Here is a 23624-nt window from a genome sequence, read left to right on the forward strand (position 1 = left end):
AACACTATGCAAGACGGCAATGGATTCACGGAATTCTGGAACAGACAGAACATCCGGAAGAAGCGTTTGATCGATGGATGAAACAAGAGACCGGGTTTGCTAAGAAAGTGTACGAAGATACACAACTGCATGGCTTTAAGTCGATTGAAGTGGACGGAGAGAATACAATCAAACAAAATTTTCATATCATCAAAAATCACTTTGAGCTGAAATAACTAATCTTTCTTAGCTTTATAGAGGTAATCAAGTATTATACTTTTTATAATCATTGTTTTAAAATTGAATTTTTCCTATATCCCCTAGTAACCAATAAATTATTCATTTCTTTTTTATGATGAGGTTACGAGTGAAGTTGCCAAAAAGAGAGATATTAAATGCTCTATTCCAATACCCACGCTATAAATCATTTATGATTTTTAATGAAATCGTTTCATAATTTAATTATAATCTCTCTTGTATCCCTTCCCGTTTCCCCTGCTATTCTTCTTTAAAAGGTGTAAGATAGAAATAGTGACTGTACTGGGAGGTGGAGCTATGGAAAAATATTCATTCTCCAATGACAAGTGGCAGTGGTATGGCATTGATCCTGCATCTGATGAAGATGTACAATCGCTTCCCCCATTAGCTGATCCTTGCAGAACGTGGCTTCAATCGCTTAAAGAGGACCAGAACAATAACTTGGAGATGGAAACGACCGAAGAAGGCAAGGAAGCCTTATGGGGATCCATCATTTATCATCAGAACCTTGATAAACAGGAGGGTCAGACGATCCTCCATTATTGTTTATTGCAAAATACGTTAGTCACCAACAAATTAGCGTTCTCCCGTCTATATCATTCGACCGAACAGAAACTGTTCGAGAAACTTCAGCAGGCGGAAAATGCCATTGAAGGATTCATGATCCTGCTGGGGGAAATTGTTGCTTCGTTTCTCCAGGATATCGATGCTTTTGAGGACCGGATGCACAAGCTGCTTTGGCGGCTGAAAGAGAACAACAACGAAGACGTGCTCGAACAAATCATCGCAAACCGACATGAAATTCTCGTCTGGGAAAACCTGATCATACCCGTTATCGAAATACAGGATGCGATGAAAGAAGCGTTTGGCGATGAGATCGCAGACGGATGGAATTATAAAAGAACATCAAGAAGAATCAGCAGATGCAACAACATCATCCAGCTGTATGATGACGAAATCCAGCAAATGACGGCTCTTGAAAATGTCCTTTCCAATTACCGGGGAAATAACATCTTCAAAACCTTGACGGTCATCACGCTGCTGTTCACCCCTCTTACCGCTTGGGGTGCATTATGGGGTATGAACTTCGAAGTGATGCCCGAGCTCAGCTGGCAATACGGCTACCTCTTCGCCATTGCGCTTATCCTTTTCACGACAGGCGGTCTCTTCTACTACCTTCAAAGGAAAAAATGGATGGGTGATATCTTGAAAAGCGGAAACAGGAAAGAATTCTAAAAAACCTAAAAAGCGAAGGATTCCCTGAATGATAAACGGTCATTCGGGGAATCCTTCATTTATTTTTTTCGCTTTTTTCGGTGGAACACAACATTAGAATGAAGAAGGAGAAGCTGTCAATTTCCTGTTTTCTCTTCCCGATGATGAGCGTAATAAGCAGGGAACTTTCCGTCACCAAGGGGAATGTCAAGTTGCCCTGCCAGATAAAGGCAGTGGAGGTGACCAAAAGGCTGTAAATAACATCGATAATCATACCGACCTTAAAGCTCCCGGAAAATCAATCTGACGGTCTGATGCGCATTAGCTATTTTTGGAAATAAAACCGTTCGTGTAACTACTTAGGTGCTCCAAAAGAGAAACGTCCCTGATTCACCAAAATGAGTGATTCAAGCAGGTTCTTCTCTTGTTTTCGGACAGTGGAAATGAACCCGCGTATCCGGGCGAATTGAACAGCCCCTTTTTCCGTGCGGAAAGGGCCGGAGATCTTTGATTTGACCTTCATCATCCGCACATCCCGTTCCGCCTGGTTGTTGTCGAAAGGCACTTGCCCATCCCGAAGAAACCGCAGGATATCGGCCTTGTACAGGACGAACCGCTCGGCAAGATTCGCTGACTTGGTCTTCTTGTGCTTTCCGCGCTCACCGGTTTTTTTCGGAGGCGGCGGCACTCGCCATTCACCGGCTCTGTTTTCCAGGATCTCATCGTACCTGGATTCAATCGCGCTGGCTGATTTTTCCGGAACCGGCCTTCCGGCCTCTGCGGCTTGTTTCTTCACTGCCAGTGCTTCCCGCAGGAGCGCCTGCATCTCAGCTGCCCACCGGTGACCATCGTATTCAGCGATTCCCTCACATTCCCGAATCAGATGGGAACCGCACAGGGCATGCGCCACCTTGTAGGCTGGATTGAAATAGGAGGCCCAGAAATCATGGACCACCGTTCCCTTATAAGCGGTGAGGAAACTGAAATCATCGAATGCTTCTTTCCCTCTTTTGGGATGGATGTAGTAAAGCGTCCAGTATGCATTCGAAATGAGATGGAGCCAGTTTCTGCGGCCATCAGCCGGCATTCCAGTCTCGTCTGCGTGGACGACGGGACTGGCCAGCAGGCGGGCTCGGATTGTCTGCTCATGTGGCTCCAGCCGATCCGAGAGCTTTTCAAGGCTGGCAAGGAGCGTGCCTTCGCTCGGGCGGTGGCCGGTGAGGTCGCGGAACAGCTGGCAGATCCGTTCCAGCGGGAGGTGCTGGTACATATTCAGGTAGGCGGTCCAGGCTTGCACGCTATCCCCGTACTGGACAGGCGCTTTCACTTCCTGCGGGAACAATCCGTATTCCTCATGCCGGCAGTTCGGGCAGCGCTTGGCAGCCGCCTGGTGCTCGGTATAGATCAAGCGGGGGATTGGCAGATCTAGCACCTGTCTCTTTTTACAGCTATGGACAGGCACTTCTCCAAGCAGACGGCTGCAGTGTGAACAGATTTCCGGCTCGTGGACGATCACTTCATCCGGTGTTGCACTCATCTTCAGCGTATGTCCCTTATGTCCGTTCGGTGCTCCATGTTTTCCACCTGGCTTCCGAAGGCTTTTCGGTTTCCGGAAACCATCGGAAGATGGTGGTTTACTGCTGTTGCGGCTGTCAGTGCCAAGCTGCCGCTCGAGATCCTGTACCCGGGTTTCCAGTTGTTCGATTTTCGTCTCCAGTTTTTCTATGTATGTACAAAGACCAGTCAGAACTTTCTCGATTTCCTCGGGCGTACTGTGGCTGATTGCTTTGATCTCTTCCGGGCTGAGCTTCATGATTGGCACCCCGCTTTCAATAAGTGAAATTGGGTATCGATACCCGCTGCACAGAAAGTTAAACTCGAGGCATACCTAAGTAGTTACCCGTTCGTAAAAGTACACTTTTACGAGAAGTTTGAAAAGAGCTAAAAATGACTATATAGAACGTTCGTAAATGTGCCAAAATACTTTACGAACGTTCTCTTGCTTCCTTATACATTTACGCACGGTAAATTAAAGCAAAATTAAACCAGTAAATTAAGACTTAAAATGCGTGCAATCAAATTGTTCTGAAAATAATCCCTGTCTTCCGAATACGAGTAGCAAATTTATACCAACCTATCAGAACGGCATTTTTTGCTGCTTAATCAAACAAGGCTTAGTCACGAACATTATTTAAATTTTGCCAGTAGAAGGGTGGATTTGGTTAAGGAGCATCAAAAATTTCTTCATTCACAAAATTGTTAGCGCTAATCTATATTCAGGGAGTAATAGGAGTTGTTGCTTTTTATCTTACAGCGGGCGCGCTTTGATGATCTTCAGTTGTTTTGCCAGTGTCTGAAGTACACCAAAGCCGGGGCCATTTCGATTTACATGGACCCCATCCGTCATCAGACGCTCGTCATTGAAGATACCGTTGTCGGCATCCGACTGGAAGATTTGCCGAAAGTGTTCAATAAGGGCTATTCCGAGCTGAATGGCCGGCTGAACGACAAATCATCGGGGCTCGGCCTGTTCCTCAGCAAAACGATCTGCCATCGCCTTGACTATGACCTCACCATTGAATCGAAGCCAAACCAAGGGACGAAAGTACGGATCACATTCGCCCGCGACAAGCTGATTCCGTTCAGTTAACCGTGTCTTACGATTTCGTAAGATTGGAAGCCGCATTGTAAGGACACGTACAGGCAAGGTCTTCCCCGCTGTCGTAAGATGGTCATAAGGAAGGGGTGCTAGTATGGCTTTATTGGAAATCAAACAATTGGAGAAAGTGTACACTGCGCGGTTTTCCAGTCAGAAAACGACAGCGCTCGCGAACGTGGATTTTTCAGTGGAAAGCGGCGAATTCGTCGCCATCATGGACGAATCGGGATCCGGTAAAACCACATTGCTCAACATTATTTCAACGCTTGACGATGCGACGTCCGGTGATGTGTACCTGGGAGGTTCGCCGCTGTCCGCCATCAAGGACAAGGAAATGTCGGCATTCCGGCGCAACACGCTCGGATTCATGTTCCAGGACTTTAACTTGCTCGATAATTTCTCGGTGCGGGATAATATCCTGCTGCCACTTGTTTTGTCGAAGAGGCCGGTTGCGGAGATGGAGCAGCGGCTCCTGCCGATTGCCGAAAATCTCGGGTGGGCAGAAACAGCGGGTCGCGGTGGCCCGGGCGCTCATCACCCGGCCGAAACTGATTTTGGCGGACGAGCCGACCGGTGCACTTGATTCAAAGTCATCCCAAAATCTGATGGAAACGCTGAAAGCGATCAATGAACAAGGCCAGACGATTCTCATGGTGACCCATAGCGTACGGGCGGCAAGTTTCATAAACCGGGTGCTGTTCATCCGGGACGGGGCGGTTTATCATGAGATCTACCGCGGCGATACGCCGGCGGAGGCTTTCATGGACCGCATTTCGCAGTCGCTGACTGTGTTATCCGGCGGAGGTGGCCGGCGTGAATAGCCGGTTTTTCTCCAGTCTTGCCGTCCGTAATATCCAGTCGAATAAACAATTATACGTCCCGTACATTCTGGCATCGATTGCGATTGTCGCGATGTTTCATCTCATGGCCTCTCTCTTGACGAATGAATTCGTCCAGGAGCGGAACGCCTCGCTGACGATGATGTTCGAGTTCGGCGCGATTGTCATTGCGACTTTTGCCGTCATCTTCATCTTGTATACCAATAGTTTTCTGATTAAGCGGCGGAAGAAAGAAATCGGCTTGTACGGCATACTTGGACTCGAAAAACGGCATGTCGCAAAAATCCTGTTTTTTGAGTCCTTATATACCGGACTGGCAAGTCTCGCGGCGGGTGTGCTAACGGGACTCGTATTCGGCCGGCTGTTCTTTTTGCTGCTGAATTACATGATGAATCTGCCGGTCTCGTTCGATTATTCGACGTCCTGGCTGACCGTGCTGCTGACAGCCGGCTTGTTTGTTTTCATTTTCCTGCTGGCGCTTCTATACAACATTAGCCAGTTCACCTTCGCGAAACCGGTCAAACTGCTGAAAGGGTCAACTGAAGGTGAGCGGGAACCGAAAGGATCAATCATGCTGTTCGGATTGGCACTCATCTTTCTTGGAGCCGGTTATGGCATATCAATCGGCATTGATAATCCGCTCAATGCGCTGACGTACTTTTTTGTCGCTGTATTGGCAGTCATTGCCGGCACTTACTTTCTGTTCATTGCTGGCTCCATTTTCATTTTGAAAACGTTGAAGAAGAACAAACGGTTTTATTACCGTCCGGGGCCGTTCATCTCGGTCTCCGGCATGCTGTACTGGATGAAGCAGAACGCGGCCGGACTGGCAAATATCTGTATTCTTTCGGCGATGGTGATCATCACCGTCTCCACCACCATCACGATTTTTGCCGGCACGGAAGAAATCCTTGAAAATCAGTTGCCCTATGAGAATAATTGGACCATCTACGGCGGTGACCTGACGCAGGAAGAGCTGACTGAATCCTTTGCCGGTCTGCAGGACCGCTTCCGGGAGACGGCTAATGAAATGAGCCTAGAAGTGACCGAATCCGAGGCATACCGGTTTCAAACGTTTGCGGGGAAAATCACCGACGGGCAATTTGAGGCCCGGGCAGATGTCAGCGCCGATGACTTGCCGCTGTTCCTTCAGGTCATTCCGGTCGAGGATTACAACCGGCTGATCGGCGCATCGGCTGAGCTCGCTGCCGATGAAGCGCTGTTTTATCATTCGGATGAGGCTGATGTGCGGGAAGAGCTGACAATCGGCGGCATGTCGTATCAGCTGTCACCAGCAGACCCGGCGTCCGTTTCGGAAGACGGGCAGGATATTACTGAAACAGCGATGCTTGTGGTTCCGGACTTAACGCATATCGAGGCGATTGCTGATGCCTACTATGCCGATTTTACAAATGAAGTCAAAGCGGGCATCGATGCACAGATCAGCTGGAATACGACAGGGACAGAGGAAGAGAAAAAAGCATATGCTGCGGCCGTGCAATCGTTTGTGGCCGATGCGCCGACGTCCAGTTACAGATCACGGATCGCCGTGACGAAAGAATGGTACAGCATGAACGGCGGTTTCCTGTTCCTCGGCGTGTTCCTTGGCCTGCTGTTTACGATCGGCACCGTGCCCATCACGTATTTCAAACAAGTGTCAGAAGGCTACGACGACCGCGGGAAATACCAGATCATGAAGAAAGTCGGACTCGACCGCGACATGATCCGGGATTCGACTCGTTCCCAACTTCTATGGATGTTCTTGCTGCCGATCGCAGTCGCCGTCATCCATGTGCTGTTCGCGTACCCGATCGTGCAAAAAATGCTCATGCTGTTCGGCATTACAAGCAACACAACGTGGCTTTTGTCATTCAGCGGTGTTGTCATGGCGTTCGCGCTGGTATATTACATCATTTACCGATTTACATCCCGCGTGTATGTAAGCATCGTTCGTTAATAAGGTTAAAAGCTCTGCGCCGGATTCATTTCCGGTGCGGTTTTTTGTATTAGTAAGCACGGATAACGATACGATAGAGTATCCCCATCCAAGGCCTGAACGACTATCCGCTGACAAGCATGGAACGGGACGGGTCTGAGCTTTTCTTTGATATGGACATTCAAATTCAAAATCAGGATCTTACCTTTGAAGGGAAGATTGTACAGGAAACGATCACCGGAACGTTTACCCAGCAAGGCCAGTCGGTGCCGTTTGAATTGGCGAAAGGTGAAACAGAAGAAGTAGAGGAACCACAGGAAGAAGGGGAATCGATCCAGACGGAAGTGGAAAACGGTACGATGCAAGCGTTGCTCGAAATACCGGGAGGAGAAGGACCATTTCCGGTCATGATTTTGATCGCCGGCTCGGGACCGACTGACAAGAACGGAAATTCCCCTGCACTGCCTGGCAAGAACAACAGCTTGAAACTGCTGGCTAAGGAGCTAGCTGCGGAAGGAATCGCCACCATCCGCTATGATAAGCGGGGAGTCGGCGATAATATGGCATTAGTCAGTTCGGAACAAGAACTGCGGTTCAACGATTATATTCAGGATGTTGCCGCATGGGTCCGCTATGCAAAAAACAGCGAGCTGTTTTCAACTGAAACAAGGCGACCAAGTGGAGACAGTTAGTCCCGAACTACAGACCCTCTTCCGCCCTTCTGTCCAGCCGTATATGATTTCCTGGCTTCAATACGACCCGAGGCAGGAACTGGCGGAGCTAGATATACCGGTGTTGATCCTCAACGGGACGCGTGATATACAAGTTCCTGCTTCCAATGCGGAAGCGCTGCATGAAGTGAAACCGGAAGCGGAGCTGCTGATCATAGAGAACATGAATCACGTGCTGAAAGAAGCACCTGCAGGCAGCGACGCAAACATCGCTACCTATTCGAACCCTGACTTGCCGCTGGCTGATGGTCTGGTCGATGGGATCGTGGAATTTTTGAACGAATAATCTTTAAATAAATGAAGCAAATTGGTTGGACGTTGCCGCGGATATTTGTAGCAACATCCATATCAAATTAAACTTATTTAAAAGCTGCACCGGTCCAGTTCCCGGTGCAGCTTTTGAAATTTACACTTTCTGCTATCCGTTTGATCACTTTTGCGAGTGTTTTGCCAAAAAATAAAGGCAATTAATATGGAAAGCAGGCTGATCACAACGATTGTCAACGTAATATAGAGAGGATTCTCATTAATGTCTGCAGGTATTAGCCATCCTGCCACAGGTCCTATGCTTATTAACAGAACAACGATCATCATAAGGCATGATCTTGTGTAAAGCGAATACACCACGAACATGACGAGGCAGCTCACAGTAATTAACAGATTCTGCTCAGATGTTGCGGAAAACGCGATACCCTTGAATAGTACGATCGAAAAAATGGCGAACGAAGCAATAATCAAGAGCATGCCCAGGAATATAACAAAGGTATGCTAAAAATGATGAGGACCGTTGCCGGAATCAGGACAACTAGCTTCTTTTTAGCTGTCGGCAACCCGCTTTTAATGCTTTTCATATATGCTTTTGGGTCATCCCCGACAATGTCCTATGTGCGCTTCCCGTTCTCTTCCCCTTCAACCAGCTTCTTCTCCAGTTCTTCGAGAGCTGCTTCGATGTCCCTGTCACGTTTTCCATAACGAATCAGATACATCCGCGTCTCAACCAGGAACTGTCTTGATTCCTCTGACTGCAAGTCCTTCGCCTCCTTTGAGTCTACGTCTTCTCTGGAGTGCCCTATAAGTCAGCTCTTCCCGGTTATTCTTCTAATTCAATCAACTTCTTCTTCCTGAGGCGATAAAGATAAAGAATCGGAATGAGTCCGCAAATGAAGATGATTCCCCCGATTAAGAGGCCGTTCAGCCAATCGAATCCTAGTGTGAAAGCTGTAAACACCGTCACGCCTGTCGCAACAACACTAACGACAATCAGACCCACGATGAATGACCGTCTCGGATTTGAAGTTTCCGACTCATGCTCTACGCTCGTATTCATAGATAAATACCCGTAAACAATGGTCGTCACCATGAACACAGCCCAGAGCGGATTTTCCGTCATTGCATCGAGTCCACCTTGAACCAGTTCAAATTCTGGCCTCCACATCTTGAATGTAATATATATTACTAAATGGAAATTATATGTTACATAAGACGAAAGAAATTCATTATGACTTAAATTATCCGAAGCGCCGGTTGACTATTTTTTACACGTCTCTCGATATGATTTATAGTGGGTACATTCTAAATTCATGTCAGGTATCGGAGGCTAAGTCTATGAATAACAGGAATTTGTCCATTCCAAAACAGAATAACGTGGAGAATATCTTATACTTAGGATGGCTCGGGAATGGCAATGTCGGGGATGATTTGTTGTTTGAATTGTTCAAGGAAATGTTTCTTTCCCGTCATCAGCCGGAACAGGAAAACACGGTGCCGAATATTGATACGTTCCCGCCTGTCCCCGGTTATCGAGCGGATGTCTCCCGCTACGGCCTTGTGGTGCTGGGCGGCGGTTCACTGATCGATTCTTCGTTCTGGCTTTTAAACGTATGCGCGGAAGCCATTGAGCACGGAATACCGGTTGTCTCGTGGGGTACAGGAGCGGACGGCATTCCGCGGGATGCCAGTATGGATAATGTGCGATTGCCGGCTGAACAGGCGAATGCCTTTAAAGAAATATATGAACAGCTGGATTATTTGAGTGTTCGTGGGCCGTACACTAAGAACATGGTACTGAATACAGGACTAGTGAACGCGATACACGAAATCGGAGATCCGGCACTGATTTATGCGCCTGAACTGTTCGGAGACAAGCTGGAGAAAAAAGCTGACCGCAACATCATTCTCGTGAATTGGGGAACATCGAATAACAACATCTTCGGTAAAAATGAGGCGGCGGTCGAAGCGGAAATGGTAGCGGCAATCCGTTCACTGACCGCTAAAGGGTATGATGTGCTTTGCTACCCGATCTGGACGGAGGATATAAAGCATGTGAAGCAATTGGCGGAAAAAATTGATGACCCGCGCTGTCATGCCATTTCGGAAGTATACGAACCGCAATTGCTGCAAAAACTGATCAGTGAGGCGTATTTGACAATTAACTTCAAGCTCCATGCCAATATCATGTCCGCTTCCGGAGACCGCCCATTCGTGTCTCTGGCTTACCGCGGAAAATGCCTGGATTTTGCCGCTACAGTTGATTGCTCGGAGTTTGCACTTCCGACCGATCAAGTGACGGCTGATCAGATTCTCCAGGCGGTTGAGGACATCGAACACAATTACGATAGCGTGGTTGCGCGGTTCCAGTCGGCAAAAGAAACGTATTATCCGCGAGTCGTGGAATCGATTCTACAAATATCTGAAACCCTTAATCGACATACAGTTAAAAACAAGACCAATCCACAACAATCATAGAAGTGTTTTCTGGTTAAAATGGCCATCAGCTTAATTTGATGGTCATTTTGTAATGCAGCGGCGAAAATTCACGACTATTGTGTTACCTCGGCTATACGGCATTCGTTATCAAGGCAGCAAAGTGTCAGACATATTCAGGCAGCGTTCTACTTTCTGTCCCACCATTCGCTGACTACGATGAAGAGAACGACCACTCCTAAGGTGATCCAGATATACCATCCCGGAACATCAAAAAAACTCAATTGAATACCTCCATTACCATTGCAATTTTCTTCATGGCCTTCTCCCTCCTTCTCCATCTTTTTTGAACCGGTCATTCGTATTTAAGTAAATCAGTGCGAAAATCACGATGCCGATAAAAAGAATGAAGTCGATGATAAATAGCCAGACGATGGTCAAGAGATCGCTTATTAAGCCACAGAACCATACTGAAGACAAGAAGAAACATGATTCATCATCATAATAAGCTAGCTATCGCTCATTGATAGAATAACCATTGGACTTCTTTTTAATCTCTGCTTTAACTTTATCTTTTTTGCCCGATCAAGCGAAAAAAGCCGGAAGAAACCCTGATGGCTTTTTCCGGCTCTACACTCAAGTTTCAATCATCCGGGACGGCTTCCGAACAAGACACATGATTCCGGCGATTAAGTAGAAAATCCCCGCGATAATACCAGCTCCCGCCGTTATTACGGCTGCTACGATTGCTGTTACAATAAAGATGATACCGGCAACTTTGGGATTTTTATTCCCTTTGAGTAAGACCATCGCAACGATTCCTGAAATAATCGCGGCAAGCGCTGTAAGTGCCAGCAGCCATCCACCAGCGCCGATTGTATCAATCATCGCCCCAAAATCCCCGACTGCCACTTCCGGATTTTCTTGAGCTGCCTGGTTTAGCGACTGTTCCAGCACATCTTCATTCGATTGAAGCCAGATCATCATACCGCCAAACGCCGCGACAAGTCCATAAACCACAGCACCAATACTCCCTATTACGACTTCTCCTGTTCGTTTCATAGAAATACCTCCTCATTATTAATGTTCTGCAATATCCCGCTTTGTGAAAGCTATCCATGATGCACCTAAAAATAACAGCAAGTAGACAAGCAAGACGATAATGGTAAATAAACTGATAAGCATGGCTAGGCCTGCATTATCCAAGACATAACGCCACCCGTCATATGGCTGGGGTTTGATATCGTCGTTGTCGTTTTTCCTGCACCATTTGGTCCAAGAAAGCCAAATACTTCACCAGTCCGAATTTCAAAATCCAACCCTTTTATGATTTCTTTTTTGCCGATTGACTTTTTCAAGCCAATTAATTGCATTGCCGTCTCTGTCAAAAAATCCCCTCCATATTGTTCTATCTTTAGTTTATACGACTTGAATTCCAGTTAGTTCCCAGATTGGGTTTATTGATTCTGGTTTTTGTGTTTTATTGTTTTTTTTATGTAATTTTATACTATTTAAAATGATAAAACTTAAAATGTAATATCTTCATCTATGGCAGTGTCCGTTAAAAGATCGTACTTCGTAAGTCAGTTGCCACCTTTTGTCTTGCTCTTTCTATTCGTGCTTATTCCCGTTCCAATCGATTTCCAGCTAATCCATCAATCCTTGGCTTTTCCGGTTATTTCTTTCCGCCCTCTTCCTCAAACAATTACTATTACACCCTCTCTGCCTTCGAGTAAGCATTATTCAGTCAGATATAATATCCTCCACCTGAGGCATGAAGGAAGAAATTCAGCGCTAAATTTGTTAAATTATCCATTAAGAATAAGCATGTAAGGAGGGAAACGACAATGAACATCAAGAAAAAACAGGAATCTGTTTATATAGATGCCGGACAACATGAACTCGTAATCAAGCAAAGATATCAGGTGCTGTCCTACCTGAATGATATCCTCCTCGGTGTTTTATATTTAATCGGCAGTATCTTGTTCCTATCGGATGTCAGCCAGACAATCGCCATTTCCTTTTTTATTGGCGGCAGCATTTTAATGATTGCCCGGGCTGTCATCAATATCGCGAAGGGTATTCATCTTAAACGGATAAGTAATTGACATAACCGAGCACCCGGTCTTATAGCAGAACAAATTACAAATGGCCGGCAACGGCATAAGTCACTTCTGCTTCCTCCCTTTCTTGCACGCAAACCATTGAAAAAAATAAGGCACACTCACGACATGTGAGTGTGCCTTTATTCCATTTCCTGATATTACTGTCCGAGGAGACGGGCAACGGTCTGGTTAATGAACTTGCCGTCTGCTTTGCCTTTTAGTCTCGGCATGATCACTTTCAATACAGCGCCTTTATCGGAGGGACCCGCTGCACCGGTTTCAGTAATGACTTCCCGGATAGCCGCTTCAACTTCCGCTTCACTCAGCTGTGCAGGCAAATAACGGGAGAGCTCTTCCAACCGCTTTTCAAGTTTCGAGATGACGGCAGCATAATCCCCTTCCGCTTTCTGATAACCTTCCAGTTCCTCTTTCGTCTGCTTCACTTCCCGGTTCACGACCGTCAGTTCTTCGTCAGCTGTCAGCGGGTCTTTTGCGTTGATCTGCTCGTTCTGCAAGGCGGATTTCAATTGGCGGAGTGTCGCCAGCCGTTCTTTGTCTTTCGCTTTCATAGCTTCTTTGATGTGCTGGTCGATGTCTGTCTTGATCGTCATCATGATCTGTCCCTTCATAGTTAGTTCCTTCGTTCTGTCTACCTGATCGTACTATTCCTTTTGGAAGGGCGCAAATGCTAACCATCCCGCCCCGTTTTTCTGGTGGGATGGCAGGCACAGCCATGATCAATAATGATTATGCATCTGCCCAGACATCATGTGCAATGTTCACGACATGGCGGACTTTTTCCCATTGCTGCTCAGCGGTCAGCAAATTTCCTTCTTCTGTCGAAGCAAAGCCGCATTGCGGACTCAGACAGAGCTGATTCAGCGGCACATAGGCAGCAGCTTCTGCAATCCGTTCTTTTACACGTTCCGGATCTTCCAGTTCGCCAAACTTGGATGTGATGAGTCCCAGCACGACCGTCAAATCCGGCCGGTTGATATGGCGAAGCGGTTCAAACCCGCCTGATCGCTCGTCATCGAATTCAAGAAACAGTCCATCGACGGCCAGACCGCCGAAGATGATTTCAGACATTGCGTCGTATCCGCCGCTCGAGAAATACGTGGATTGGAAATTGCCGCGGCAGATGTGCATCGTCACGAGTAGATCCGCAGGCCTCTCTGCAATGGCCTCATTGATCGCCCGGGCACAAAGTGCAGCTGCTTTGCTCGGTTCTTTTCCTTTTGCCCGGATGGTTGCGCGTCCTTCCTCAGAGAAAAAGGAAGCCCACGAAGTATCATCCAGCTGGAGATAGCGGCAGCCTTCGTCGTATAAGGCCGCAATCACTTCCTGATACGCAGTGATCAGATCCGTGAATAATTCCTCCTCAGTTTCATATACGCCTTCTTCAAACGTCGCCCGGAACAGCAGCATGTTCGGGCTTGGAATTGTGAATTTCGCCACAGCGTCACCAGCGTTATCCCGAAGGAATTTGAAGTGATCAATCATATAATGCCCATTGAATCGGATTTTTCCTGTCACTTTGATGCCCAGCGCTTTTGTTTGCTTTCCGTGGAATTGGAGTCCTTGTTCGGCATCGTACAGCTCCACACCATCAAACCCGGCCAGAAAATCGAAATGCCACCATTTCCGGCGGAACTCGCCGTCCGAGACTGCCTTCGGACCGGCTGCTTTTTGCTCGGCAATCAGTTTGATAATCTCTTCATCTTCAATTTTTCGCAGATCCTCGTTCGTGATTTCTCCGTTTTCCCGCTGGGCCCGGGCTTTTTTCAGCCGCTCCGGCCGGAGGAAACTGCCGACATGGTCGCCTCGGAATGGACGATTCGTTTTCGCTTTTTCGGTTGCTGGTTGGGTCAATATAAACTCCTTCTTTCTACTCTAATTTGATGGATGCAGTAATCCATTTACAGGTAAAAAAATAAAAACCCTCTTCCGGAATTTCAGAAGAGGGTTTGGCATACACTGACAACGGACTCTTCTCATCTCCAAGCTTACGCTTCTGGAATTAGCACAGTACTGTTTGTCGCAGTCTGTTGCTGAGGTTTCTTCGGGCCAGTCCCTCCGCCTCTCTGGATAAGAAAGTTATGCAATTGGTTATTAACAGTAGCCTACAAGTAATATAGACCTGCGTCAAGAATTGATTGTTTTTATTTTTGTTGATTTTGTATTTTCCTTAAGTAATTTTTTACTACTTAAATTCCATTACAAAAATTCCAGCTCTTTTTTGAGTATCTAGTTAGTCTATGATAAGTGACAATTTATAATTTACAAGCCGGCTCAAGCTCACCAGAAATCCATTCAATTCTTCATTCAATGGGAATTTGCATTCCAGCAAATAACAACTGTCTCCGCTGATCTAATGATGATGAATCACATACTCCGGTTGGTTCTGGATAAACATCAAATACGGTTGATGATCCGGATTTTGGGTCAGTATGCTGATCATCGCATGAACAGGATAGCCCCGTTTTCTTTTATCCATTTTTGTCTACGAGAATTCTCTTTTAATTTATTTCGAAAAAAAGCTGGACACTGAAAAAGCGTCCCAGTTATCCAGCCATGCCTTAATTATTCCAAAACTTCGATCACCGTCTCGGTGTGTTCATGTATACTGTCACTATCTTTCATGACATGGGTTTGCACTTGGTACGTACCCGCTTCCGCAAATGTCACTTCACCCGTGTAGGCTCCCTCTTGTTCTGTCAACTTCACCCATTCATGCTTTTCAGCGCCTTCTCGCCATAACTCCAACGAGACGTCCGCTCCTGTCAGCTGCACTTCCCCGCTTTTCGCATGAACGTTGAATATCGCCGGTTCATTCAACTGGATCGCTCCGGGCTCAGCCAGGTGAATAGTGACTGTGCCATGGGCGTCATGACTGTACGGATGCGCAGTTTCTTCTCCCAGTGCAGGTTCCGGGCCGCTGACTGTAATCGTGGTCTCCGGCATTGTATGCATATCTCTTGCTGTGACGTGAGATTGGATATGATAGACGCCGGCTTCGGCAAACAAGGTTTCAGCAACGTACACTCCTTCTCCCTCGTGACCGGCCGTCAGGAGATTGCTGCTCTCTTTCTCTTCCTCCTGCCACACTTCGAATTCCACCTCATCCGCACCTGTGACAGCTTCTGTTCCTTGTGTCACAATTGCCGTTAACTCAACGGGTTCATTTGCAACAACGGTTTCTTGAACTTGCAGGCTCACTTCAAGCGGTTCCGGCAGTGAAGGCTCAGCCTCCCCCGCACCAGTGGACTCTCCTGAGTCGCATGCAGTCAATACTGCTGCTGTGAATAAAAGCGGTACAAGTTTTTTCATGATTTTATTCCCTTCTGACATATGCTGGTAACTATTGGATGACATTAAGTTCCTGTCGTCCGCATTCTAAATTACCTGTCCTGCATTAATCCAACCATAATCGTACGCTTTGCAAGAACCGGTTACAATCGCTTCAAGAGCGGATTTGTGGCTATGAATCGAACTTTTCGTCTTACACAGCAGTCTTCATTACTTTTTTTGGCAAACGACCATGTTGAATCTGAATGGCGGCTTGTTTTCCATATTCTTATGCGGTTCCAGGATTTCCGATACTTCGATTAATCCGTAATGGCCAAACGCTTCCTTGATGGAATTGGCATCATAGAAATACATTTTTACTCCTTCATAGACCTCGAAATAATCCTTGCCGAGCTGTGTGCCTTTTCCGTACATCGGGGCTTCTTTCGAAATAGCCGTGATCACCAAATAGCCGCCCGGCTTCAGCTGATCGTAACAGTCCTTGATGAATTTACTCCGCTCCTGCTCATCCAGTAAATGAATGAGCCCATGGCAAAAGATACACGAAGACATGGCCGTAGCGCCGGTCGCAAAATAACGCTCCGCCCCGTTCCCGAATGTCCGCAGGGGTCTGTACCCAGCTCGAAGTTCTCACATCGAATTCCTCCAGCTGTTGCAGCGTTCTGTACTGTTCTTCGGTCAGCAGCTCAATCCCCATGACCATTGCCATATCCACCGCCGAGTTTTCAGGCTTATGTTTTTTTCTCGATTCCAGTGCTTCCCGGTCATAGCAGACACTTCTGCGTCCTTCCGGGCTCTCTTTCGAGCAGTCGCAAAAAAAGATTCCGTTTTTATGTCCGTCCAATTCGATTACGTCCGGTTCCCCGCCGGTTTTCTCCATTTCGTGAAGAGACCATATTTTTTCGGCATTTGCTTTCAGCTCCTCTACCACTCGGTCCCAAACAATACCGCTGTGGCGGTGCCTGTTTTTCCCAAACCGGATTTTAAGTGTGCGGAGTAATTCTTCACGCTGCTCCACAGTCAACACCTGGTCATTACTGATGTCAGTCATTCGTCTTCCCTCTCCCGTCCACTTGAATTGGCATGTTCCCGTTATCCGCCTTCTACCTGATATGGCATACGGTCAGCGATCATTTTGAAATTAACAGCGTTTTTAATATGACTCCCCCTAATAAAACATCTATCTAAGCAGACGGGTAAGTCGCCCCTATAGTTCCACACCGGATTCTGGGGAACCGGCGACAAAGAGAGATGTTCGATGTGCTTTGAATGGGATAACATTGTTTTTTCATTGGTTTAATAATTTTTTACGCATTAGTGTGATTTATTTCACATCTCCCGCTTTTTATTGTGTGTATTCTAAATTTAACGAAAGAAAATTAGCAATTGCTATTTTTATTCCGGGATTGATGGAAGCATCTGCATGAAGAACGGTTCCGAATCAGTCCTTCCATTCACCGAGAAAGGGGGCCAAAACAATGAGCAAGTCTATCCGCAAGCAGCTCGGTATAGACAGACACAGCACCGCAGAAGAGTATTCATTGAAAGGAACGTTTGTATCTGTCCTGATCTTAGCGGCAGTCATGATTGTTTCCTGGTTCGGCATCATGGTTCTTTTTTTAGACCGGCTTTAAATCTGTATGGAATAAAGCGTTAACAGAAAGGAGTTTCTGAGCTATGCGCATTCACCATTATGAGAAACTTTGGCTTATGATCGGGTCTTTTATCCTAATCATTTTCTTATCCATTTTAGCCATTCAAACATTTTTTCTGGATATGGGCCCGCCGAGTCATGCACAGACCATTAATCCCGAAACGGTCCGGGAATCGGAACTTTTTGCTAACGCCGCTTTGACTGAAATCGGCGAAAATGAGTATAAACTTGCCATAATCGCTGAAATGTTTGCTTTCCGGCCAGGCGACCTGGAAATCCCGGCCGGCTCGACTGTCCACTTCACGCTCGCATCGCCGGATGTCACCCATGGTTTTAAAATCTCTGACACCAATGTCAATGTGATGGTCGTCCCCGGCCACATTTCTAAAGTAAGCCACACATTTTCAGAGCCGGGTGAATACTTAATTTTATGTAACGAGTACTGCGGTCTTGGCCACGAATATATGGCAAACACCATCACTGTAAAATAACCAAAAGAAAGTTGGGATCTTATGGCGCACGTATCTGAACTACCCACTCGTCCGACAGGAAAAGTAGTCGACCGGGACACCACTACCCGAATTCCAATAGAAGATGTCCGTTTATCCGCCGCCAATTTATCCATCGCATTTCTTGCGCTGTTATTCGGCGGGCTGGCGGGATTGCTGCAGGGATTTGTCCGAAGCGGCTATTTGGAGCTTCCTTCCTGGATCAGTTATTATGCCTTGCTGACGGCGCACGGTGTTTTGCTTGTGTTAGTGCTGAGTTCATTTTTCAGCATCGGTTACTTGTACGCAGGCACTTCAAAAGTGCTCGGGGGGCTCCATCCTAAAACCATCGGGTTCGGCTGGGCCGGTTTTGCCCTCATGTCGGTCGGAACTGTTACCGCTGCCTTCTTCATCCTGGCTGGCAAAGCGAATGTTCTTTATACGTTTTATACACCGATGCAGGCGCACCCTTGGTTTTATGTCGGATTGTCGCTTATCGTCGTCGGCATCCTGCTGAATTGTGTGGGGATGTTCATCACGTATCAGAGCTGGCGTAAAAACAATCCCGGAAAACTCACACCACTTTTCGCGTTTTTCTCCAATGCCGTGTTTGTGCTGTGGGTCTTCGCCTCGCTGTTCATCGCCGTATTCGTCGTGGGACTGGTCATTCCTTGGGCATTCGGATGGGTTCCGACCATCGACCCGATGATCGGCCGTACGCTGTTTTGGGCATTCGGCCATACACTCGTCAATATTTGGATGCTGACGTCGATTTCTGCCTGGTACGTCTCAATGCCGAAAATCATCGGTGGAAAAGTATTCAGCGATTCGCTGGCGCGGGTTGCCGTGGTGATTCTCGTTGTCGCCAACGTCCCGGGCGGCTTTCACCACCAAATCCTTGATCCGGGCTTATCGGTCGGATTGAAATTCCTTCACGTTATCCAGACGTTTATGATCATTTTCCCTTCCCTCATGACCGCATTTGCGATGCTGGCAACGATGGAATGGGCCGGACGGGCAAAAGGCGTGACCAGTTTATTGGGCTGGTGGAAAATCCTTCCGTGGAAGGACGCCCGTTTCTTTGCGCTGATAGTCGCCATGTTCGCTTTTATTCCGGCGGGCCTCGGTGGCATCATCAACGCCAGCAATCAGATCAACCAAGTCGTGCATAACTCCATTTGGGTGACCGGCCATTTGCACTTGACCGTCGGAACGACCGTCATGCTGACGTTCTTCGGGGTTTCCTATTGGCTGGTTCCGTTCCTTAGCGGCCGGAAAATGACGAAAGTGCTTAATCGGCTGGCGATTGCCCAGACCATTATCTGGGCCAGCGGCATGCTGATCATGTCCGGTGCGATGCATATAAACGGATTGCTGGGCAGCCCCCGCCGTACCGCTGATACCACATACGGGGGTCACAACGCAGCGGCGGACTGGGCATTTTACGAAATGTTCATGGCCCTGGGCGGAATCATCTTATTCGGCGCAATTGTCCTGATCGTCTATATTTGGACACAGCTGGCATTTTTCGCTCCGAAAGGCGAAACCGACTTTCCGATCGGAGAAGATTTCAGTGAAAAAGATGCATCTCCATTGTTCATGGATCGCTGGTCCATCTGGGTGACACTCGGTGTCATTTCCATCGCGATCGCTTACGTGATCCCGCTATTCGATTTCATTTCCGGGCATAACCCGGGCTCACTGCCGTTCCTGATGTTTTAAACCGGAAATCGTGTCAAATAGAAAGAGGAGCCAAATCCATTGGCTCCTCTCGGACTGTAAATAAAAGATTTTTAATACAAAAAACTGCAAGTGGATAGTCTTTTCCAGTTTTAAAAAACTTGATGAGTCAGAAAAGAACGCCCACCCTTTCCGCGAGGCCCGCAGGAGCGGGTCAGGAGACCGAAGCGACAGGACGTCGCGCCCTTCGCCCCCCTTCCTCTCAAGCCTCCTCGTCCTGAAGGAACTCGGGGATCTCGGCAGCCAGTTTTTTCGCAGGAAAGGCAGGACCGAAAGTATTGAGGGCACCCTTTGCGACGAGCTTGCGCGGGAGCACACAGGTTTGATGGGGCGTTTTTCCTTTTCTTCTCCTAATCATTCTTAAAGTGAGAAGCAACTCGAAAGCTGGTCAGCTTTCCCTAAAGGATGAAAGGGACGGATATCGCTGCATAGGTCAATACCCTTTTGGACCTGGACCAGTCGAAGCAAAACCTGTGAGACTCCAACGGGAGAGCGGACAAGGCGAGACCCGGCAGGTCGCATTGCGACCGAAGCGGCTTGCCGTTCGCCCGCGGAAAGCGAGCAGGTTTTGCCGACTGTTACTGGACACGATGTCTTTATGCAGTTTGCACGGATTTTTCTACAAGCTGAGAGGAGCCAAGTCCATTGGCTCCTCTTCATTTCGTATAAGACGTTTCTTCTTTATCTTTCCATAACTGCTCGATTATGATGACAAGCCCGGTACCAAGCAGCAGTCCATTGCTCACCAGATTCTGCACGATTCCCGGCAGATCGGCGAAGACTTCCGGCGGCAGGAACATCGTGCCCATGCCGATCAGATAAGCGACGCCGATGATGGTCACTTTTCTGGAATCCAGCGTTGTCATCGATACATTATTGATCGCGAGACCAACCAATTGGACGAACGAAGCCATCAATGCGGCATTGGCTATCGGTGACGGGATACTGGATACCAATGCGACAAGCGGCGGGAAAAATGTCAGTACGATCAGCAAAGCAGACGCATAAATAAATGGCGCTTTCCGCTTCTGTCCCGTTAATGCGATGAACCCCGCAGACGTCGCGAGCGGCACATTCGCGATGCCTGAAAACATGCCCGATAAGCCGGTGCCGATTCCTGAAAACGTAGTTCCCCGGTCGACTTGCGCCCGTCTGTCTTTTGGTTTAATATCTAAAGTCTGATTGACCGCCACGATGGACGCGACAACATTTGAAATGATGATGACCGCGGTGATGAAGGCAATGGGAATCATGCCGAAATTAAATGTCGGCATGCCAAACGCCAAGACTTCCGGCACTGCGAACACACTCACTTCCCCTTCCGTGTCTTGTCCCCCGACGATAAGGAGATACGCCACCCAGCCAATGACGATGCCGATGAACACAGCATAACTGCTCAGCCAGCCCCGGGCGAAAATTGACAGCCCAAGCACCAGGAAGAATGTCAGGAACGCAAGCGCGGCATCCATCACCTGGATGGTTCCTGCCCCTTGCTGCAGGCCCAGCATCCCTTGCAGGAAGGTACCGCTAAGCTGGACGGTCAGCAGGAAAAAGAATGTGCCTGTGACGAGCGGCGTAAAGATCGGAAGAATCTTCTGCGATATTTTAAATACGCCAAACAGCAACAGGAACAGCCCCGTCAGCATCATCGTCGTCTGCAGCGAACGAAGCGTTTCTTCCAGCGAAGTGCCGTCCTGGAGTCCGGTAATCGCCATAACGGAAAAAATAGAGATCCAGATGCCGGCCGGCCCTTCCATAATCGGCAGCTTATGTCCGAATAACCCCTGCAGCAAAGAAGCCACACCAACGACGAAGAATGTCCGCTGCATGAGACCGGATAACTCGATAAAATTCATTTCATAGATTGCGCCGATAACAATCGGCAGCGCTACGGTACTGGCGAGCAAAAAAATGAACCATTGAATGGTTTCCATTGTAGTGTTTGTAAAAGCTTGCTTGTTCACTGAAAAGCTCCTTAATCAGGTAGTTCGTCCAAACAAATGAGCGACTTGTGCATTATACCACCAATTTCCGGACTGCCGAAGAGTTTTTCATTGCTGATCCGGTCATACCGCAGAAATCGCACGTTTCTTCTGATACTCCCTGTTTTACAGGAGCCGGTTCAGCTATCCGCCGATTTTTCAGGCATTCCGCCGTTGGAAAGACAGCAGTCACTGGTCATCTTCATTGCGCTTCGACTTCTTCCAGCCCTGTGTGCCTGGCGCGGCCCCGGTTTCCGTCGGCTTTTGGGCAGCTGTCCGGAATACGAGGTATTTATTAAAAAAGAAACTTGCTTGAAAAGAAGCATACATCGACAGTCCCTTTGCAATGTTTGTATCAATCCAGCCCGGAAACCAAGAAAGTCTCCCCAAAGCCCAGAGACCGGCAAGAAACACCAGATTGGAGATCAGTAAACTGACAGCTGCCTGTCCGATATAGGGGATCAATTGTTTTCTGCTTTTCTTTACTTTGAAGGTATACTTTGCATTCCAATAATAACTGTTCGATACAGCTGCCGTATAGGCGATCGTATTGAACAGGGCCAGCAGGAACGGATCCGTGGTCGGGAAAAAAATGAGCAGGGCATTCAGTACGAGCAAATCCAGCCCCGCACATAAAATCCCGATCAGCCCGTAATTCGCAAACTGAAGCAGCCCTTGTTTATTCCGTCTGAAAAAAGACATCCTCCCACCACTCGCTGAATTTGACGTTTTTATCCGGTATTGTTTAATATGGCCGCTCATCCAGTAAGACGGAACACAGCGACAACAGGATTTATTTTCAGTTTAGTGGAAAGATCTTTCAATTGCGAAGAATCGGCGTGATAATGGGACATATGTCCTTTTGGGGTTGTGCCACACATTGTACAGTGATCTTAACGAAAGGTGCGTGAAGCGAAATGAAAGGTATTTTATTTGCGCTGGCCGGCGGGTTTTTTCTGACGTTCCAAAGTGCGGCAAACGCCACGATCAGCATCGGAATCGGCACGTGGCAGGCAGCGGCAATGACGCAATTCACCGGTTTTGTGCTGGCCGTTCTGATCGTGCTCCTCTTGCGGGATCAGTCATTCCGGGAGCTCCGTCACGTCTCCCCGCTATACGCATCGGGGGGCATGCTGGCGGCCATTGTGCTATTCAGCAATATGACGGCAGTTCACCGGATGGGCGTTACGCTGACGATCGGTGTTTTCCTCATTGCCCAATTGATCTCAGCTGTCGCCATCGACAGCAAAGGCTGGTTTGATATGACTAAAAAGAAAATCGGCCGCACACAAATCATCGGCGTCGTACTGATGATTGGCGGGGTCATTGTACTGAAATGGTAAGGAGGCAACGAAATGGATGAACGCATAGCCCGCTACCTTAAGCAATTCGGTTTGACGGATTTGTTCCCTGTGCATGTCAGGCAATTGATGCACATAAAGGCATATGCAGGCGGAGAGCGCTTATTCACCCAAGGCGAAGAAGCGCATGCGCTTTATCTGCTCGTCGACGGGAAACTTAAAATTTCCATGCTTTCTCCTGAAGGGAAACGCCTGATTGCAGCATTCAAAACACCGTTTGATTTGGTCGGCGATATTGAATATGTACAGGCATGTCCGCTGATCAATACAGTGGAAGCCGTCACGGAGACTCAGGTGATCCGGATTCCCTTCCCCGTTCTGCGGAATGAAATGGCAGATAATGCAGCGTGGCTGCAATTCCTGCTGGAAACCATCACCCGTAAATTCGAAGTGCGATCACGGGTGATGAATTTCAATCTTCTCTACGCAGTCGATGTCCGCATCGCCAGTTACCTGCTGTCCATGACACCGGACCGGGCTGTGATCGATTCCACCTCGCTTGTTGATATGGCGGACTTGATCGGCACAAGCTACCGGCATTTAAACCGCGTCTTGGAACAATTCGAGCAAGCGGGATGGATCACGAAAAAACGCGGGAAGATCACCATTTATAACCGGGAAGCTCTCTTGGAGCAGGCCGGTCATAACATTTACGAGTAGGAGGA

22 protein-coding genes, 3 pseudogenes and 1 riboswitch are annotated in these 23624 nt (G+C 47.8%); of the genes and pseudogenes, 13 read left to right on the plus strand and 12 right to left on the minus strand.

Going from position 1 to position 23624, the window contains the following annotated elements; translation table 11 throughout:
* Nucleotides 1-534: 534 nt before the first annotated feature.
* Nucleotides 535-1473 (plus strand): magnesium transporter CorA family protein, encoded by a 939-nt coding sequence (locus tag B0X71_RS09955; RefSeq protein ID WP_077589263.1) that lies wholly within the window; start codon nt 535-537, stop codon nt 1471-1473.
* Between the two features lie 334 nt (nt 1474-1807).
* Here the strand turns inward: B0X71_RS09955 and tnpC are convergent, their stop codons facing one another.
* Nucleotides 1808-3265 carry an IS66 family transposase gene (gene tnpC / locus B0X71_RS09965; protein ID WP_077589265.1) on the minus strand — a complete coding sequence of 486 codons (1458 nt, stop codon included), beginning with the start codon at nt 3263-3265 and terminating at the stop codon, nt 1808-1810.
* A 480-nt stretch (nt 3266-3745) separates the two neighbouring features.
* Between tnpC and B0X71_RS09970 the strand changes: the two genes are divergently transcribed.
* The 5 genes and pseudogenes from B0X71_RS09970 to B0X71_RS09990 all read left to right on the plus strand — a co-directional run bounded on the left by B0X71_RS09970 (nt 3746) and on the right by B0X71_RS09990 (nt 7903).
* On the plus strand, nt 3746-4102 hold the full coding sequence (locus tag B0X71_RS09970) for an ATP-binding protein (protein ID WP_077589266.1): 357 nt from the start codon (nt 3746-3748) through the stop codon (nt 4100-4102).
* A gap of 103 nt (nt 4103-4205) precedes the next feature.
* Nucleotides 4206-4932: pseudogene (locus tag B0X71_RS09975) on the plus strand (ABC transporter ATP-binding protein).
* Entirely contained in the window at nt 4925-6907 is a 1983-nt protein-coding gene (locus B0X71_RS09980; RefSeq protein ID WP_077589267.1) for an ABC transporter permease, read from the plus strand. The pseudogene B0X71_RS09975 and the gene B0X71_RS09980 overlap by 8 nt, the downstream one beginning before the upstream one ends.
* A 152-nt stretch (nt 6908-7059) precedes the next feature.
* Entirely contained in the window at nt 7060-7578 is a 519-nt protein-coding gene (locus B0X71_RS09985; RefSeq protein ID WP_156889847.1) for an alpha/beta hydrolase family protein, read from the plus strand.
* Nucleotides 7565-7903: an alpha/beta fold hydrolase gene (locus B0X71_RS09990; protein ID WP_156889848.1), complete on the plus strand. Its 339-nt coding sequence runs from the start codon at nt 7565-7567 to the stop codon at nt 7901-7903. Before B0X71_RS09985 ends, B0X71_RS09990 begins: the two co-directional genes overlap by 14 nt.
* Before the next feature lie 595 nt (nt 7904-8498).
* Here B0X71_RS09990 and B0X71_RS20950 read toward each other — a convergent pair.
* Both B0X71_RS20950 and B0X71_RS09995 read right to left on the minus strand, forming a co-directional pair.
* Nucleotides 8499-8645 (minus strand): hypothetical protein, encoded by a 147-nt coding sequence (locus B0X71_RS20950; RefSeq protein WP_156889849.1) that lies wholly within the window; start codon nt 8643-8645, stop codon nt 8499-8501.
* A 62-nt stretch (nt 8646-8707) separates the two neighbouring features.
* Nucleotides 8708-9007, minus strand: coding sequence for a hypothetical protein (locus tag B0X71_RS09995; protein ID WP_232336685.1), 300 nt, complete (start codon nt 9005-9007; stop codon nt 8708-8710).
* A 215-nt stretch (nt 9008-9222) separates the two neighbouring features.
* Between B0X71_RS09995 and B0X71_RS10000 the strand changes: the two genes are divergently transcribed.
* The gene (locus tag B0X71_RS10000; protein ID WP_198038567.1) at nt 9223-10362 is read left to right on the plus strand and encodes a polysaccharide pyruvyl transferase family protein; all 1140 of its coding nucleotides are present in this window, start codon (nt 9223-9225) and stop codon (nt 10360-10362) included.
* Nucleotides 10363-10956: 594 nt separating this feature from the next.
* On the opposite strand, the gene B0X71_RS10005 is transcribed toward B0X71_RS10000, so the two are convergent.
* Both B0X71_RS10005 and B0X71_RS10010 read right to left on the minus strand, forming a co-directional pair.
* Entirely contained in the window at nt 10957-11382 is a 426-nt protein-coding gene (locus B0X71_RS10005; protein ID WP_077589272.1) for a DUF4064 domain-containing protein, read from the minus strand.
* 185 nt (nt 11383-11567) lie between these two features.
* Nucleotides 11568-11708 (minus strand): annotated as a pseudogene (locus B0X71_RS10010) (ATP-binding cassette domain-containing protein); the annotation flags it as partial.
* Between the two features lie 459 nt (nt 11709-12167).
* Here B0X71_RS10010 and B0X71_RS10015 point away from each other — a divergent pair.
* Nucleotides 12168-12428 (plus strand): YrhK family protein, encoded by a 261-nt coding sequence (locus tag B0X71_RS10015; RefSeq protein ID WP_077589274.1) that lies wholly within the window; start codon nt 12168-12170, stop codon nt 12426-12428.
* Between the two features lie 155 nt (nt 12429-12583).
* Here B0X71_RS10015 and B0X71_RS10020 read toward each other — a convergent pair whose 3' ends face one another.
* From B0X71_RS10020 to B0X71_RS10040, 5 genes and pseudogenes are all read right to left on the minus strand, one after another.
* Nucleotides 12584-13054, minus strand: coding sequence for a GatB/YqeY domain-containing protein (locus B0X71_RS10020; protein ID WP_077589275.1), 471 nt, complete (start codon nt 13052-13054; stop codon nt 12584-12586).
* A gap of 118 nt (nt 13055-13172) precedes the next feature.
* Nucleotides 13173-14297 carry a 5-methyltetrahydropteroyltriglutamate--homocysteine S-methyltransferase gene (locus B0X71_RS10025; RefSeq protein WP_077589276.1) on the minus strand — a complete coding sequence of 375 codons (1125 nt, stop codon included), beginning with the start codon at nt 14295-14297 and terminating at the stop codon, nt 13173-13175.
* A gap of 119 nt (nt 14298-14416) precedes the next feature.
* Nucleotides 14417-14520, minus strand: a riboswitch (SAM riboswitch).
* Nucleotides 14521-15008: 488 nt separating this feature from the next.
* A complete protein-coding gene (locus B0X71_RS10030) occupies nt 15009-15755 on the minus strand; it encodes a FixH family protein (protein WP_198038568.1) in 747 nt (248 codons plus the stop codon).
* Nucleotides 15756-15944: 189 nt separating this feature from the next.
* A pseudogene (locus tag B0X71_RS10035) lies at nt 15945-16274 on the minus strand (SAM-dependent methyltransferase); the annotation flags it as partial.
* Nucleotides 16240-16785, minus strand: coding sequence for a DUF4256 domain-containing protein (locus B0X71_RS10040; RefSeq protein ID WP_077589278.1), 546 nt, complete (start codon nt 16783-16785; stop codon nt 16240-16242). The pseudogene B0X71_RS10035 and the gene B0X71_RS10040, both read right to left, overlap by 35 nt.
* A 427-nt stretch (nt 16786-17212) precedes the next feature.
* Between B0X71_RS10040 and B0X71_RS20955 the strand changes: the two genes are divergently transcribed.
* Genes B0X71_RS20955 through B0X71_RS10050 form a run of 3 tightly spaced genes read left to right on the plus strand, consistent with a single transcriptional unit; the run spans nt 17213 to nt 19598 of the window.
* Nucleotides 17213-17368 carry a cytochrome c oxidase subunit 2A gene (locus B0X71_RS20955; protein ID WP_156889850.1) on the plus strand — a complete coding sequence of 52 codons (156 nt, stop codon included), beginning with the start codon at nt 17213-17215 and terminating at the stop codon, nt 17366-17368.
* Between the two features lie 43 nt (nt 17369-17411).
* Complete coding sequence (locus B0X71_RS10045) at nt 17412-17879, plus strand: cytochrome c oxidase subunit II (RefSeq protein WP_077589279.1); 468 nt, start codon at nt 17412-17414, stop codon at nt 17877-17879.
* Between the two features lie 21 nt (nt 17880-17900).
* Nucleotides 17901-19598, plus strand: coding sequence for a cbb3-type cytochrome c oxidase subunit I (locus B0X71_RS10050; RefSeq protein WP_077589280.1), 1698 nt, complete (start codon nt 17901-17903; stop codon nt 19596-19598).
* A 674-nt stretch (nt 19599-20272) separates the two neighbouring features.
* On the opposite strand, the gene B0X71_RS10055 is transcribed toward B0X71_RS10050, so the two are convergent.
* Entirely contained in the window at nt 20273-21580 is a 1308-nt protein-coding gene (locus B0X71_RS10055) for a purine/pyrimidine permease (protein WP_232336686.1), read from the minus strand.
* A 207-nt stretch (nt 21581-21787) separates the two neighbouring features.
* Complete coding sequence (locus tag B0X71_RS10060) at nt 21788-22300, minus strand: GtrA family protein (RefSeq protein ID WP_077589281.1); 513 nt, start codon at nt 22298-22300, stop codon at nt 21788-21790.
* Between the two features lie 215 nt (nt 22301-22515).
* Between B0X71_RS10060 and B0X71_RS10065 the strand changes: the two genes are divergently transcribed.
* Nucleotides 22516-22941: a DMT family transporter gene (locus B0X71_RS10065; protein WP_077589282.1), complete on the plus strand. Its 426-nt coding sequence runs from the start codon at nt 22516-22518 to the stop codon at nt 22939-22941.
* Nucleotides 22942-22953: 12 nt separating this feature from the next.
* Complete coding sequence (locus tag B0X71_RS10070) at nt 22954-23619, plus strand: Crp/Fnr family transcriptional regulator (protein WP_077589283.1); 666 nt, start codon at nt 22954-22956, stop codon at nt 23617-23619.
* Nucleotides 23620-23624 lie beyond the last annotated feature (5 nt).

The sequence above is a fragment of the Planococcus lenghuensis genome, from assembly GCF_001999905.1.
Taxonomy (GTDB): domain Bacteria; phylum Bacillota; class Bacilli; order Bacillales_A; family Planococcaceae; genus Indiicoccus; species Indiicoccus lenghuensis.

Bases quoted from the DNA above. Each gene is read 5' to 3' on its own strand.
- B0X71_RS09955 (WP_077589263.1), top strand. From the start codon at position 535: ATGGAAAAATATTCATTCTCCAATGACAAGTGGCAGTGGTATGGCATT.
- tnpC (WP_077589265.1), bottom strand. From the start codon at position 3,265: ATGAAGCTCAGCCCGGAAGAGATCAAAGCAATCAGCCACAGTACGCCC.
- B0X71_RS09985 (WP_156889847.1), top strand. From the start codon at position 7,060: ATGGACATTCAAATTCAAAATCAGGATCTTACCTTTGAAGGGAAGATT.
- B0X71_RS09995 (WP_232336685.1), bottom strand. From the start codon at position 9,007: ATGACGGAAAATCCGCTCTGGGCTGTGTTCATGGTGACGACCATTGTT.
- B0X71_RS10000 (WP_198038567.1), top strand. From the start codon at position 9,223: ATGAATAACAGGAATTTGTCCATTCCAAAACAGAATAACGTGGAGAAT.
- B0X71_RS10005 (WP_077589272.1), bottom strand. From the start codon at position 11,382: ATGAAACGAACAGGAGAAGTCGTAATAGGGAGTATTGGTGCTGTGGTT.
- B0X71_RS10015 (WP_077589274.1), top strand. From the start codon at position 12,168: ATGAACATCAAGAAAAAACAGGAATCTGTTTATATAGATGCCGGACAA.
- B0X71_RS10020 (WP_077589275.1), bottom strand. From the start codon at position 13,054: ATGAAGGGACAGATCATGATGACGATCAAGACAGACATCGACCAGCAC.
- B0X71_RS10030 (WP_198038568.1), bottom strand. From the start codon at position 15,755: ATGAAAAAACTTGTACCGCTTTTATTCACAGCAGCAGTATTGACTGCA.
- B0X71_RS10040 (WP_077589278.1), bottom strand. From the start codon at position 16,785: ATGACTGACATCAGTAATGACCAGGTGTTGACTGTGGAGCAGCGTGAA.
- B0X71_RS20955 (WP_156889850.1), top strand. From the start codon at position 17,213: ATGAGCAAGTCTATCCGCAAGCAGCTCGGTATAGACAGACACAGCACC.
- B0X71_RS10045 (WP_077589279.1), top strand. From the start codon at position 17,412: ATGCGCATTCACCATTATGAGAAACTTTGGCTTATGATCGGGTCTTTT.
- B0X71_RS10050 (WP_077589280.1), top strand. From the start codon at position 17,901: ATGGCGCACGTATCTGAACTACCCACTCGTCCGACAGGAAAAGTAGTC.
- B0X71_RS10060 (WP_077589281.1), bottom strand. From the start codon at position 22,300: ATGTCTTTTTTCAGACGGAATAAACAAGGGCTGCTTCAGTTTGCGAAT.
- B0X71_RS10065 (WP_077589282.1), top strand. From the start codon at position 22,516: ATGAAAGGTATTTTATTTGCGCTGGCCGGCGGGTTTTTTCTGACGTTC.
- B0X71_RS10070 (WP_077589283.1), top strand. From the start codon at position 22,954: ATGGATGAACGCATAGCCCGCTACCTTAAGCAATTCGGTTTGACGGAT.